The organism is Variovorax sp. PAMC 28711, assembly GCF_001577265.1.
In the GTDB taxonomy this organism is placed as follows: domain Bacteria; phylum Pseudomonadota; class Gammaproteobacteria; order Burkholderiales; family Burkholderiaceae_C; genus Variovorax.
On the sequence record NZ_CP014517.1, the window covers coordinates 3435722 to 3448435 of the forward strand.

Annotated in this window: 13 protein-coding genes; 6 read left to right on the forward strand and 7 right to left on the reverse strand. The window is 66.8% G+C overall.

From position 1 onward, the window contains the following. Window positions 1–12: 12 nt before the first annotated feature. Window positions 13–933 (reverse strand): LysR family transcriptional regulator, encoded by a 921-nt coding sequence (locus AX767_RS16565; protein WP_068632326.1) that lies wholly within the window; start codon window positions 931–933, stop codon window positions 13–15. A gap of 111 nt (window positions 934–1044) precedes the next feature. On the opposite strand from AX767_RS16565, the gene AX767_RS16570 reads away from it, so the two are divergent. Continuing rightward, window positions 1045–2211, forward strand: a complete 1167-nt coding sequence (locus tag AX767_RS16570; RefSeq protein ID WP_068632327.1) for a mandelate racemase/muconate lactonizing enzyme family protein — start codon at window positions 1045–1047, stop codon at window positions 2209–2211. 4 nt (window positions 2212–2215) lie between these two features. On the opposite strand, the gene AX767_RS16575 is transcribed toward AX767_RS16570, so the two are convergent. Genes AX767_RS16575 through AX767_RS21610 form a run of 4 tightly spaced genes read right to left on the reverse strand, consistent with a single transcriptional unit; the run spans window position 2216 to window position 5930 of the window. Beyond that, window positions 2216–2665: a GAF domain-containing protein gene (locus AX767_RS16575; RefSeq protein ID WP_068632328.1), complete on the reverse strand. Its 450-nt coding sequence runs from the start codon at window positions 2663–2665 to the stop codon at window positions 2216–2218. 31 nt (window positions 2666–2696) lie between these two features. After that, window positions 2697–3515 (reverse strand): DUF4886 domain-containing protein, encoded by an 819-nt coding sequence (locus tag AX767_RS16580; RefSeq protein ID WP_068632329.1) that lies wholly within the window; start codon window positions 3513–3515, stop codon window positions 2697–2699. Continuing rightward, window positions 3512–5308: an ATP-binding response regulator gene (locus AX767_RS16585; protein WP_068632330.1), complete on the reverse strand. Its 1797-nt coding sequence runs from the start codon at window positions 5306–5308 to the stop codon at window positions 3512–3514. Before AX767_RS16585 ends, AX767_RS16580 begins: the two co-directional genes overlap by 4 nt. Beyond that, window positions 5301–5930 (reverse strand): response regulator, encoded by a 630-nt coding sequence (locus tag AX767_RS21610; RefSeq protein WP_068632331.1) that lies wholly within the window; start codon window positions 5928–5930, stop codon window positions 5301–5303. Before AX767_RS21610 ends, AX767_RS16585 begins: the two co-directional genes overlap by 8 nt. Before the next feature lie 124 nt (window positions 5931–6054). Here AX767_RS21610 and AX767_RS21615 point away from each other — a divergent pair, with 124 nt between their 5' ends. Beyond that, window positions 6055–6750, forward strand: coding sequence for a GNAT family N-acetyltransferase (locus AX767_RS21615; protein WP_168164834.1), 696 nt, complete (start codon window positions 6055–6057; stop codon window positions 6748–6750). A 173-nt stretch (window positions 6751–6923) separates the two neighbouring features. Continuing rightward, window positions 6924–7985 (forward strand): alpha/beta hydrolase, encoded by a 1062-nt coding sequence (locus AX767_RS16600; RefSeq protein WP_237288483.1) that lies wholly within the window; start codon window positions 6924–6926, stop codon window positions 7983–7985. A gap of 16 nt (window positions 7986–8001) precedes the next feature. On the opposite strand, the gene AX767_RS16605 is transcribed toward AX767_RS16600, so the two are convergent. Further along, window positions 8002–9105: a M14 family metallopeptidase gene (locus AX767_RS16605; protein ID WP_068632334.1), complete on the reverse strand. Its 1104-nt coding sequence runs from the start codon at window positions 9103–9105 to the stop codon at window positions 8002–8004. Between the two features lie 19 nt (window positions 9106–9124). Further along, window positions 9125–10450 carry an MFS transporter gene (locus AX767_RS16610; RefSeq protein WP_068632335.1) on the reverse strand — a complete coding sequence of 442 codons (1326 nt, stop codon included), beginning with the start codon at window positions 10448–10450 and terminating at the stop codon, window positions 9125–9127. 114 nt (window positions 10451–10564) lie between these two features. On the opposite strand from AX767_RS16610, the gene AX767_RS16615 reads away from it, so the two are divergent. The 3 genes from AX767_RS16615 (at window position 10565) to AX767_RS16625 (ending at window position 12707) form a co-directional block, all read left to right on the forward strand. Next, window positions 10565–11461 (forward strand): LysR substrate-binding domain-containing protein, encoded by an 897-nt coding sequence (locus AX767_RS16615; protein WP_068632336.1) that lies wholly within the window; start codon window positions 10565–10567, stop codon window positions 11459–11461. Then, the gene (locus tag AX767_RS16620; protein WP_156481063.1) at window positions 11458–12096 is read left to right on the forward strand and encodes a hypothetical protein; all 639 of its coding nucleotides are present in this window, start codon (window positions 11458–11460) and stop codon (window positions 12094–12096) included. Before AX767_RS16615 ends, AX767_RS16620 begins: the two co-directional genes overlap by 4 nt. Window positions 12097–12314: 218 nt before the next feature. After that, window positions 12315–12707, forward strand: coding sequence for a phosphonate transporter (locus AX767_RS16625; protein ID WP_068632338.1), 393 nt, complete (start codon window positions 12315–12317; stop codon window positions 12705–12707). Window positions 12708–12714: the final 7 nt, after the last annotated feature.

Here is a 12714-nt window from a genome sequence, read left to right on the forward strand (position 1 = left end):
GCCGGCCGAGGATTAAGGTGGGATTAAGTGGCTCGCGACGTTCCAGAATGATTCTGCGGCTGTTCCCGACAGGCTGACCTCGCGGTACAGCCGGATCTCCAGCGGCACCTTCCAGTCGTCGTTGGCGGCGGCGACGAGCCGGCCTTGCGCGATGTCTTCGTCCACCAGCGTCAGCGGCAACCAGGCGATGCCGCGCCCGTCGAGCACCATGGTGCGCAGCACCGACGCGAGGTGCGCGGTCAACACCGTCTGGACCGGGACCGGCAGCGTCTCCAGCCGCCGGCCGATGACGGCCCGCAGGATGCGGCCGAGCCCGGACTCCTGCGTGTAGTCGAGCACTGGCACCGGCACCGCGGATGCACCTTCGTGTTCCAGCCGATGGCGCGGTCGCCCCGCACCGTCGGGCGCGGACACCGGGATCAGCATGTCGTGTCCGATGGCGGCCGAGCGATAGGGCGCCGCATCCAGCGCGCCCTGCGCCTGCGGATGGGCATGGCTCAACACGAATTGCACCTTGCTCTGCAGCATCAGCGTTTCGCAACGCTGCAGCACGTCGGACATGAGTTGCACCGGCCCGAGCGCCTTACTCGATTCGAGCCCGCGCAACCAGCGCGGCAGGAAGGTGAAGGACAGCGCGTGCGTCGACGCGATGCGCAAGGTCACCGAATCGGCTTCGGCGATCTTCTTCGCCTCGCCCGGAACGCGCGCCACCCGCGCGAGGATTTCCTGCGCCACGCCGGTAAACCATTCGCCGACCTCGGTGAGCTGCGCGGGTTGCGAGCTGCGATCGAAGAGTGCGGCACCGAGCCAGGCTTCGAGCGCACGAATGCGCGGGCTGAACGCGGGCTGCGAGCGGTGCCGGTCTTCTGCCGCGCGCGGGAAATTGCCGGTGGCGGCCAGCGCGAGAAAGTCTTCGAGCCGGATGCGGTTCATGAGCAGGGTTCCCGGTTCGTCCGATGCATCGAAGCAGCAAAAAGAGCATTGGCCGAAAACCGTGCAGAGGCGGACGATGTGGGCTCTCAATCAAACCGCACTGGAGCCCCTGTGAAAATCGTCGAAATCCGCGAGAAGACCATTCCCATCAGTTCGCCGATCCGCAACGCCTACATCGACTTCAGCAAGATGACCTTGAGTCTGGTGGCCGTCGTCACCGACGTGGTCCGCGACGGCAAGCCGGTCATCGGCTACGGCTTCAACTCGAACGGCCGCTACGGCCAGGGCAAGCTGATGCGCGAGCGCTTCGTCCCGCGCCTCCTCGAGGCCGACCCGGCCACGCTGATCGCCGACACCGGCGACAACCTCGATCCGCACAAGATCTGGAACGCGATGTTCACCAACGAAAAGCCGGGCGGACACGGTGAGCGTTCGGTGGCGATCGGCACCATCGACATGGCGGTGTGGGACGCGGTGGCCAAGATCGAAGGCAAGCCGCTCTTCCAGCTGCTGGCCGACCGCTACGGCACTGGGCAGCCCGACCGCAAGATCTTCGTGTACGCAGCGGGCGGCTATTACTACCCCGGACAAGACCACCGGAAGCTGCAGGACGAGATGCGCAGCTACATCGACCGCGGCTACACGGTGGTCAAGAAGAAGATCGGCGGCGCCTCGCTCGACGAAGACCTGCGCCGCATCGACTCGATCATGGAAGTGCTGCAAGACGGCCAGAAGCTGTGCGTCGACGCCAACGGTCGTTTCGACCTGGAAACCGCTATTCGTTATGCCAAGGCGCTCTCGCAATACGACCTCTTCTGGTACGAGGAGCCGGGCGATCCGCTCGACTTCGAACTGCAGGCGGCGCTCCGAAATTTCTACAAGAACCCGATGGCGACGGGCGAGAACCTGTTCTCAATGCAGGACGCACGCAACCTGATCCGTTATGGCGGCATGCGGCCCGACCGCGACTGGCTCCAGTTCGATTGCGCACTGAGCTACGGCCTGGTCGAGTACCTGCGCACGCTCGACATGCTGAAGGAGCACGGCTGGTCGGCCACGCGTTGCATCCCCCACGGCGGGCACCAGATGTCGCTCAACATTGCGGCCGGTCTCGGGCTCGGCGGCAACGAGTCGTACCCCGACCTGTTCCAGCCCTTCGGTGGTTTCCCCGACGGCGCCAAGGTGGAGCAGGGTTTCGTCACGCTGCCCGATTTGCCGGGCATCGGTTTCGAAGGCAAGGCCGACCTGTACCGCGAAATGCAGGCGCTGTCGGCCTGAACCGTCAAGCGATCAGGTAGCGGGGGAACACTTTTGCCGCGTCCGTCAGCAGGGCGAATTCTTCTTCGGCGAGCGCCATCGCTTCCATGTCGAAATGGGAAAGCGTGCCCCACAGTTCAAGCGAAGCCGACACGATCGGCACGCTGTGGTACGACACGATGACGCCTTGAAAAGGATGATGTGCGAGGCGGTGATCGGCCAGCGCGTCGTTGGTCCGAAAGGCCCGGTCGCGCTGCACGAACTGGCAGTAGCTGCGCTCGAAGGGCACCACCGACAAAAAGTCCGGCTTGGCCTCGTGGCGCTTGTCGTGCAGCAACACGTTCTTCAGCACACGCCCCGAGAACCGGTACACCGCGCTGAAGCGATGCGGCGCGCCGGCGTTGAGGTAGCCGAGCGCGGCGGCAGGGCCCGCTGCCCGCAGGACCGAACGGAAGGTGTTCAGGTCGTTGACCATGCGAAATTATCCGCCCGCGCGGCCTGGCAGGCTACTGTTTTGCGTAGGCCTGCGCCGTGTCCCATGCCACTTGCTGCAGGTGGCGCGCCACGGACGGGTCGAGCCCGGCGGTGTAGCTCGACCCGACCGGCGAGCGCTTGAAAAGGGTCGCGTAGGTCGTGCAGGCCGCGAGGTAGGAGCCTGCCAGCGTCGGGTGCCGCTTGTCGGCGATGTAGAGGTTGACGTCGGGGCGCAGCTCGACGGACCGCGCGAAGGCCAGGCCGGCCGGAATCACCTGTGCGTTGTTGTCCTTGCCGGCCTGCGTGTAGGCGTCGGCCAGCTGCTTCGTCATGGCCGGCACGTCCTGGTAGGCCCAGGACATGAAGAACACCGGGCGCGCGCCGTTCTGGCGGGCGATGTCGGCGTTCTTCTTCGCGTAGTCGGTGAAGACGCTCTTGAGCTGCGGGTGGATCGGGCACTGGCTGCAATCCATCATCACCGCGACGTCGAACAGCCGGTCGAGCTTGTTGAAGACCACGTTGTTGTTGGCGTCGAACGAGTATTTGCCCACCGCGTCGGGCCGGAAATACGACGCCACGTCGTGCCAGTCGGCGCCCGAGCCGCTGATGGTGATCATGGTCGAACGGTGCTTGAAGCCCGGCATGCCGGCCGCGATCAGCGGCGCCATGTGGGAGGTGATGCCGTTGTTGAAATAGAAGAAGCTGTTGCCGATGTAGACCGACGACGTCGGGTTGCTGTACGCGGCATCGGCCGGCGAAGGAATGGCGTAGGCCGTGGTCTTCGGGAGCGGCGCGCAGGCGGCCAGCGCCAGGGCAGCAGAAGCGAGCAGCGCCCGCAAGAAAATCGTCATGAATGTCTCCTTGTTGTAGATGTCGGTGCCACGGCCTGCTGCAACGTGCGGGCCAGCAGCGCGCCGGCGACCGGTTTGTGAAGCACCCGGTCGGCCGCGCCCGAGAGCTCGCCGAAACGCGAGGGCGCCGTCTCGCCGGTCACGATCACCGCGGGCAAGCCGGGCGAGTGTGCCCGGATGCGCTGGATCACGTCCAGCCCGGTTTCGTCGCGAAGGCGATAGTCGACCACCAGCACATCGGGCACGAAGCCGCCCTGCAACGCGGCCATCGCCTCGTCGCCGCCGGCCACGCCCTTGACCGACCAGCCGAGCTGGTCGAGGTAGGTGCAAAGCGCCGACAGCACTTCGGCCTCGTCGTCGACCAACAGCACCGTGAGCCGGTGACCGTCGGGCGCCTGCGCCAGCAACGCGGGTTCCGGCGCTGCTGGGCCGACATCGGACGGGGGTGCCGGCGCCAGTCGAAGCGCGAAGGTCGTGCCTTGGCCGGGCTCGGTCGTCAGCGTCACGTCGATGTGCAACAGCGCCGCAGTGCGCCGCACGATGGCCAGCCCGAGGCCGAGCCCCTGCGACCGGTCGCGCGAGGTGTTGCCCACCTGGTAGAACTCCTCGAACACGCGATCGCGCTGGTCGGACGCGATGCCCACCCCGGTGTCGGCGACACGCACCCACACGTGGCCTTGCGCGTCCGGCGCCGCTGAGAGCGTGACGCTGCCGCGCGGGGTGAACTTGATCGCGTTGTTCACCAGGTTGCCGAGGATGCGCATGAACTGGTCGCTGTCGGTCTGCACCCACAGTGGGCCGAGCGGCAGCTGCAGCGACAGTGCCAGTCCCTGCTGCGCGGCCAGCGCCGCGTATTCGTCGCGCGCCGAACGCAGCAGCAACGCGACATCGTGCGAGGCGAAGTTCGCCCTGATCGCATGCGCATCGAGGCGCGAGATGTCGAGCAGGCCGTCGAGCAGCGCGCTGCTCTGGCGCAAGGCGCTGCCGATGCCGCGGCTCACGTCCCGCAGCAAGCCGTCGGTGCCGCGCTGCGCGAGGATGTCGAGCGTGGTCGCGTTGATCGAGAGCGCGTGCAGTGGCTGGCGCAGGTCGTGGCTGGCGGCGGCAAAGAAGCGCGTTTTGGCCGAGCTCGCGGCTTCGGCGCGGTCGCGTTCGAGCTCGACCGACGCCGACAGTTGCGCGTTGTCGTCGACCAGCCCCATCAGCTCATGGAGGTTGCGGCCGTGGTCGCGCACGCTCGCGAACAGCACGAGGTACATGGTGACGATGCCGATGCCCAGCGCGATGCCGAGCGTCTCGCCGCGCCAGAACCAGCCGCCGGCCATCAGCAGGAAGGTGAGGCTGCAAAAGCCCATGAAGGCGCGCTGCGAACCGGCGACCGATGCCGCGCCGACCGCGCACCCTGCCACCAGCATGATGCCCACCAGGAGCGGCGTGACGTTGTCGGGCGCGCTGAAGGCGATCGGCACGATCGGCGCCGTGGTCAGCCCGTTGAGCGTGAAGCCGAATTCCAGTTTGCCCAGCGCCGCGATGCGTTCGTCGACCGGCATGCGCTCGACCTTGCGACCCAGCGTGTAGCGGTGGAGCATCACCAGCCCGGTGCAGGCCAGCCACACCCAAGGCCAGACCAGCAGGCCGCGGTTGACCGAGACCACGGCGATGACGATGTAGCCGACATACACCGCCGGCAGCCGGCGCGAGTACTGCGTCATGAGTGCCACGCGGCGCTCGGTGATGCGCCGGTCGATGCGGGCCTCGCGCGTCGCTGCCGCCAGCGCGCTTGCGTCAGTCAATCCGCAGGCCCTCGCGAGAAGCCTGGTAGGCGGCTTCGGTCCGGTTGCGCACGCCCAGTGCCCCGTACACCGCGGTGAGGTGGGCCTTGACCGTGGATTCTGCGATGTTCAGTTGGCGCGCGATGAGCTTGTTCGGCAGGCCGCGCGCCGCGGCGCGATACACGTCCATCTGCCGCGCGGTCAGGCCGGCCACGCGCGGGTCGACGGCCGGCGCGACTTCCTCCCAATGAGCCTGCGAGGTTTCCGAAGGCAGGAAAATTCGCCCGGCCAGCACATGCCGCAACGCCGCGACCATCATTTCCGAGCTGTACATCTTGGGGATGAACCCGGCCGCGCCGAGCTCGACCGACTGGCGGATCAATGCCGCGCTGGTTTCCCCCGACAGCACCACCACCCGCGCCGTGCAGCCGGTCTCGCGCAGCAGCCGGATCGATTCCGCGCCGTCGGTGGCGTTCAGGTGCCAGTCGAGCAGCACCAGGTCGAAATCGGTCGCCTGCACCAGCTGCGCGGCGTGGGCGATGTCGCCGGCGGTTTCGACGCGCAGCTCGGGCACCAGCACGCTGAGCAGGTTTTTTATCCCTTGCAGAAACATCACGTGGTCGTCGACCATCAACACATTCATGGGTACCTCTGGCGCCGAGTATTCACCAGATTGGTGGATTTGTACGTTTGGACATACTTTTAGTGAAGTGTCAACGCGACCGTTGGAGGAAGTCAAAGTCGCCATTTTTCCTAAGCTGCTGCCCATGAAAGCGCGAGCAGTTAACACCATCGTGGCAACGGGGGCGCACGAAGCGCTCCCGTTGGCCGACGCCCACCTCATCACCCACTACCCGACCAGCCTGATCGACATCCGCACGCTGCGCGACGGCCGGCGGCTCACGCTGCGACCGGTGCTGCCGCAAGACGCACGCCTGCTGGCCGCGCTGATCAACGGACTTTCCGACACCTCGCGGCAGCAGCGCTTTCCGAACGCACGGCAGCCGGCCACGCCGGCCGAACTGGCCGCGCTCACCTGCGTCGATTACCGGCGCCATCTGGCCGTGGTGGTCAGCGTCCAGGAGGACGGTCGGGAGCGCCTGGTGGCCGAGGCACGCTACCTGATCGACGACGACGGCCACGCCGAAGTCGCGTTGGTGGTCGACGATCCGTGGCAGCGCAGCGGCATCGGCACCTGGGCGATGTTCACCCTGAGCCGCGCCGCCGACGCGGCCGGCGCGGGCTGGCTGCGCGGCGAGGTGCTGGCCGGCAACACAGCCATGCTCGCGCTGATGCGCCGCTGCCGCTTCTGCTGCACGGTCGACCGGACCGACCCGGACATCGTGCATGTGGAAACGCGGCCGCGCGCACTCAATGCGCACCGCAGGGCCGGCCCCGCGCGGCCGCTGGGATGGGTGCAGCGCCTGCTTGGTGCGGGCCAGACAGCCGCGACGCAGTACTGAAAGTCCGTCATCGCGCGCCTACAGACGATGCGGGCGTCTGCGGGCAGGAGTGATCGACGGGATGCGCCTTCAATGCAAGGCATCCATTCACTCTTTCGATAAAAATCATGTCGTCGATTCCGCGTCTTCCCTTTTCCCTCCGTTCCGTTTCCCTCCGTTCCGTTTCCATCGCCGTGGCCGTCGTCTGTGCGGTCGCCGTGGTGCTGCCCGCCGTCTCGACGTCCGCGCGCGCGGCGGATGCCGCCACCAGCGTCACCGGCACGAAATTCAAGGCCGATGCCGACATGCAAGGCGTGCTCCAGGAACTCGCCGCATTGGGTGGCAAGCCCATCGAATCGCTCACGCCGGAAGAAGCGCGCAAGCAGCCAACGCCCGCCGATGCGGTGATGGCCGTGCTCAAGAAGCAGGGCAAGGACACCGCGCCCACCGCGCTCGTGCCCGGCGTGACCAGCGTTGACACCGAGGTCGGTGGCGCCGTCGGCAAGCTGCCGGCGCGCGTCTACACGCCAGACGGTGCAGGCCCGTTCCCGGTGGTCGTGTACTTCCACGGCGGCGGCTGGGTCATCGCCGACAAAGAGGTCTACGACGGCGGTGCGCGCGCGCTCGCCAAGGAGGCGAAGGCCATCGTGGTGTCGGTGGACTACCGCCGTTCGCCCGAGGCGAAATTCCCGGCCGCATGGGATGACGCGCTGGCGTCGTACAAGTGGGTGTCGGAGAACGCCGCGTCGATGAAGGGCGATCCGAAGCGCATGGCCTTGGCCGGCGAAAGCGCGGGTGGCAATCTCGCGGTGTCGACCGCCGTCGCGGTGCGCGATGCCGGCCTGCAAATGCCGACGCACGTGCTCGCCGTGTACCCGGTGGCGCAAACCGGTAACCTGAACACGAAGTCTTACGTCGACAGCGCGACGGCCAAGCCGCTCAACAAACCGATGATCGGCTGGTTCGTCGACAAGCTGCTCGCCAAGCCCGAAGACAAGACGAATCCGCGCCTGGACATCGTGAATGCCAACCTCAAGGGCCTGCCGCCGGTGACGATCATCAACGCGCAGATCGATCCGCTGCGTGAAGACGGCGCCATGCTGCAAAGCGCGCTCAAGAAGGCCGGGGTGAAGGTCGACCGCAAGCTCTATTCGGGCGTAACGCACGAATTCTTCGGCATGGGCGCTGCGGTGAAGAAGGCTGCCGAAGCTGAAAAGCTGGGCGGCCAGGCGCTGGCCGCTTCGTTCAAGCAGTAATCGGCTGGCCGGGCGCTCAGCCTTGCGCGCGCAGACCCTGCAAGGTCTGCAACAGCACCACGCGCGCCTGGCCGAGCACCATGCCTTTCCACTCGTCGTTGTCGCAATAAAAAGCGTCGCGCGTCTGTTCGCGGATCAGGCGCTTCTGCGCATCGGGCGCCTCCGGGTGGCGGCGCAACCAGGTGTCGGCCCGCAGGCGGTCGAGCACTTCGAGGTCGGGCAGTGTGCCGAATTCCAGCCCCATGAGCGTGGCACTGGCGCCCGGGCATTCGCCGTACACGGTCGAGACCACCGGCCCCGACACATCGGCTGACGCCGAATTGCCTTCGAAGGGCGCGAACACATCGGCACCCCACCAGGCGCGCGCCCGCGCGAGGTCGGTGGCGTCGTTGCGGCCGGGGTAGATTTTTTCGCCGTGTCCATACGGCCCGAGGCCGGTGTGCACATCGATCCACGCGATGTGGCGGGCCGCCGTGCCATGGGTGCGCAGGATGGCGCGTACGGTGCGGTTGCTCCACGAGGGCGCGGTGCCGCCATAGAACAAGCCTTCGGGCGATGCGTATTGGCCGCTCGTGACCGCGACGCGGTACGCACGCAAACCGTTCTTCTCGATGTAGGCCGCCATGGCCGCAACGTCGGCGGGCGCCGGTGGCCAGGTTGCCGGCAGTGCGAGCGGTTCGACCTCTTCATAGCCGGCGTTCACCGGCAGCGGCGCATCGAAGTCGATGCAGTTGCGGTTCAGGTCGATGTTGTCTTCGTTGGTTCGGTGCAGGTGCGAAAAGCCGTGCGGATTGACCGCGTGCACCAGCAGCAGCGCCACGTCGGCCTGCGCCAGCCGGCCGAGCAGATCGGCGTCGTGCAGTGTTGCCACCTGGCAGCCTGAGCCGCTGAAGCCTTCGGGCCCGTGCGTGCCCGAACTCACGATCAGCAGGCGTGCGGCATCGCGTGCGCCGATGCGCGCCACGTCGGTCGCCAGCGTTTCGCCGACCGCGCCGAGTTGCCCGGGCATGACATGCGATTCGACGTCGGCGCCGGCATGCGCGGCGGCGGCCAGGAACTTCTGGCGCGCTTCGGCGTAGCTGCCGGAAAAGCTCGATGCGGTGAGGGTGCGTTGCAGCATGAAGAAATTCCTGTCGGGGTCAGCGTGCGTTGTGCGCGCCGGGGGCGTCGATGTCGCGGCCGGTGTGGTCCTTGAGCCAGATCAGGCCGACAAGCGAGACCAGCGTCATGACGATGAGGTACCAGGCGGGCGCCAGCTTGCTGCCGGTCGCGTTCACCAGCCAGGTGCCGATGAACGGCGAGAAGCCGCCGAACAACGCCACGCCCACGCTGTACACCAGCGACATGCCGCTGGCCCGCACGGCCTTCGGGAACATCTCGGGCAGCATCGTGATGCCGGGCACGGTCTGGATCACCAGGCCCACGCTCAGGATGCCGACCACGGTGAGCAGCACGGCCGGCGTCGGCGAGTTGATGAGCCACAGGAAGCAGGGATAGATCACGATCGCCAGCGCGACCCGGCTCCAGACGATGAGCGGCTTGCGCCCGACCTTGTCCGACCACTTGCCGACGAAAGGTGCGAGCCCGAAGGAGATCAACCCGGTGAGCGCGGCGCCGAGCAGTGCCACCGGCGGCGCCATGCCCAATTCGCGGATCGCGTAGGTCGGCATGTAGAAGGCCACCACGTACGCGGCCACCGTGCCGCCGACGATGGTGAGCGTGGCGGCCAGCACCGTGCGGCCATGTTCGCGGCACACCACCGACAAGCTGCTCGGGCGATCGGTGCGTTGGGCGTCGGGCAGCACTTCGAGCGACTCGTGCAGATGCCGACGGATGTACATGCCGACCGGCGCGATCAGCATGCCGATGACGAAAGGCACGCGCCAGCCCCAGCTGCTCATGGCTTCGGGCGACAGCGACACGGTGAGCCCACCCACCACCACCGCGCCCATGAGGATGCCGAGGCCCTGGCTCGCGAACTGCCAGCTCGCCATGTAGCCGCGGTCGGTCGGCGTCGCGTGCTCGACCAGCAACGTCGTTGATGCGCCGACTTCGCCGCCGGCCGAGAAACCCTGGATCAACCGGGCCACCACGATGAGCACCGGCGCCGCGACGCCGATCTGCGCGTAGGTCGGCGTGAGCGCGATCACCGCGCAGCCGAGCGCCATCAGGAAGATGGTGAGCGTCATGGCCTTCTTGCGCCCGGCGCGGTCGGCGTAGGCGCCGATCACGATCCCGCCGAGCGGCCGCATGATGAACCCGACACCGAAGCCCGCCACCGTGAGCAGCAGCTGGCCGTACGGCGTGAAGGTCGGGAAGAACAGCTTGCCGATGGTCAGCGCCAGGAAGCCGTACACCGTGAAGTCGAAGAACTCGAGGCCGTTGCCGATGGTCGTGGCGACGATGGTGCGGCGGCGCTCGGCAGGGCGCGTGGCGCTGGAGGGGTTCAAGCTGGCAGATGACATCGGTAGCCGTTTTGGAGTTGTCGTGTGCGGCGCATGCTAATGACCACCCCTGATTCTGAAAAGACAATAATTGCAGCTTGAAGATAACTTCTGGTTGTCATTGCCAGTGCCGCCTTGAAACCCGCTCAACTCACCGCCTTTGTCGCTGTTGCCGAACAGATGAGCATCCGCGCGGCGGCGCGTGCGCTCGGCATTTCGCAGCCGGCCGTGACCAAGATCGTGCGCGAGCTGGAGCGCGAGCTCGGCGCGCCTCTCGTCGAACGCAGCGTGCGCGGCGTGTCGCTCACGGCCTACGGCGCCGCGTTCGCGCCGCGGGCCCGCATGCTGCTGGCCGACATGGGCCGGGCGCGCGACGAGATCGCACAGATCCGCGACGGCGCGACCGGCCGCGTGTCGGTGGCGGTCAGCACGTCGTTCGCGCTCACGGTGCTGCCGGCCGCCTTCAAGGCCTTTCACACGCGGCTGCCGGCGGTCGAGGTGCGCTTCAGCGAGGCGGTGCTGCCGTCGATGCTCGCGCGCCTGCGCGACGGCAATCTGGACTTCGCCGTGGCGCATGTGATGCCCGGCATGCTCGACGACGAGTTCGAGCGCACCGAACTTTTCCCGGTCGGCCTCGTGGTCGGCGCGCGCACCCGGCACCCGCTGCGCAACGCAGTTTCGCTGGCCGAACTCCACGACGCCGAATGGATCCTGCCCGGTGACGGCGACATGGGCCGCGAGGCGGTGGCGCCGCTGTTTGCGCCGCTCGGTTTTGCACCGCCCGCCCGCGTCATCCAGGGGCAGTCCGTCACCGTGGCGCTCGGACTGGTCGGGCACATGGACCTGATCGGCCTGTTCGTCGAACCGCTCGCGACGCTGGCCTTCAAGCGCCACGGGATCCGGCGCATCGAGGTGAAGGAACAGTTGCCTGCGCTGCCGGTGTGCGTGATCCGGCGGCGCGGCCAGAAGTCGACGCCCGCGGCGCAGCACTTCGTGGAGTGCATTCAGGGTGCGGCAGGATGGCGGGCATGAACAGGTTGTCGAAGTCGCTGGCGGCGTTGGCGGTCGTCGCGCTCGTCGTTGCCGGGCTGTGGACTGGCACCACGGTGTTGCGGTCGAAAGAAGAAAAGGTCACCTTGCTCGACCCCGCGCAAGTCGTCGTGCTGCGCACGCCCGGCGGCTTCCTCGAGGTGGCGACGCTCGTGAAGACCGAAACGTTCGGTTGGCGGTCGTCGTACACCTGCCTCGGGCAGGATTGCGGCGCGTTTCTGGGCGAACGCGTCGGCGAGATCCGGGTGCCGGTGCACTACACCTACCGCGTGCCGCTCGCCGAATCGTGGATCCTGAAGCTCGAAGGCGACGCCTACGTGCTTACCGTGCCGGCGCCCGTGCCGCTGCTGCCGCCGGCCATCGACACCGCCAAAGCCGAGATCACCAGCGTCGGCGGTGGCCTTCTGCCGCCCGGCGCAGCCGGCAACCAGACGAACCTGCTGAAGAACCTCGGCCCCGAACTCACTGCGCGCGCGCAGCGCGTCGAGTACCTGCGCGCCCAACTGCCAGCCGCCGAAAAAACGGTCGGCGAGTTTGCCGGGAAATGGATGAAGGCGCAGACCCGGGGGCCTTCCAGGCCCGTGCGGGTCAGGTTCGACCTGGCGCCGGGGAACTGATTGCCGCTTTTGCGGCACTCCCGTGATGCGGCGCCGGATGTCGGCCAGCATGTCTGGTCGGTGTCGCGGAAATTCTGCGACGTCTCCGACAGATGGTCTTCAGTTTGCCGTCATGTTGCCGATATCAAGGCACATGTTTCACGCACGCGGAGATTGGTTCGCCGGTCAAAGTGACGCACCACCCGGCCACTCCGTTCTCGTTCCTTGAAAGATTCTCGATGACCATCACAACCCGTGTCGACTTCTCGACAGACAATCTTTTGCAGGGCCTGGAAACGTGCACGGATGCGCAACTGGATGAACTCGCATTCGGGGTGATCGGTTTCGGCGCAGACGGCATCGTTCGCCGTTACAACGCTTTTGAATCCAAAGCCGCCGCGCTCTCGCCGCAAAGGGTGCTCGGGCAGCCTTTGTTCACGTCTGTCGCACCTTGCATGAACAATTTCATGGTCGCCCAGCGCTTCGAAGATGCAGCCGAAGCCAAGCAGGCGCTCGATGAAAGCATCGACTACGTTCTCACCCTTCGCATGCGACCCGTCAAGGTTCGGTTGCGGCTACTGGCATCGCCCGGTGCCGCGCAGCGCTATGTGTTGGTGAAGCGTGCGGTCTGAACGGTCG

Excerpts from the sequence above, each read along its gene's own strand:
- AX767_RS16565 (WP_068632326.1), bottom strand. The coding sequence starts at position 933 with ATGAACCGCATCCGGCTCGAAGACTTTCTCGCGCTGGCCGCCACCGGC.
- AX767_RS16575 (WP_068632328.1), bottom strand. The coding sequence starts at position 2,665 with ATGGTCAACGACCTGAACACCTTCCGTTCGGTCCTGCGGGCAGCGGGC.
- AX767_RS16580 (WP_068632329.1), bottom strand. The coding sequence starts at position 3,515 with ATGACGATTTTCTTGCGGGCGCTGCTCGCTTCTGCTGCCCTGGCGCTG.
- AX767_RS21610 (WP_068632331.1), bottom strand. The coding sequence starts at position 5,930 with ATGAATGTGTTGATGGTCGACGACCACGTGATGTTTCTGCAAGGGATA.
- AX767_RS21615 (WP_168164834.1), top strand. The coding sequence starts at position 6,055 with ATGAAAGCGCGAGCAGTTAACACCATCGTGGCAACGGGGGCGCACGAA.
- AX767_RS16605 (WP_068632334.1), bottom strand. The coding sequence starts at position 9,105 with ATGCTGCAACGCACCCTCACCGCATCGAGCTTTTCCGGCAGCTACGCC.
- AX767_RS16610 (WP_068632335.1), bottom strand. The coding sequence starts at position 10,450 with ATGTCATCTGCCAGCTTGAACCCCTCCAGCGCCACGCGCCCTGCCGAG.
- AX767_RS16620 (WP_156481063.1), top strand. The coding sequence starts at position 11,458 with ATGAACAGGTTGTCGAAGTCGCTGGCGGCGTTGGCGGTCGTCGCGCTC.
- AX767_RS16625 (WP_068632338.1), top strand. The coding sequence starts at position 12,315 with ATGACCATCACAACCCGTGTCGACTTCTCGACAGACAATCTTTTGCAG.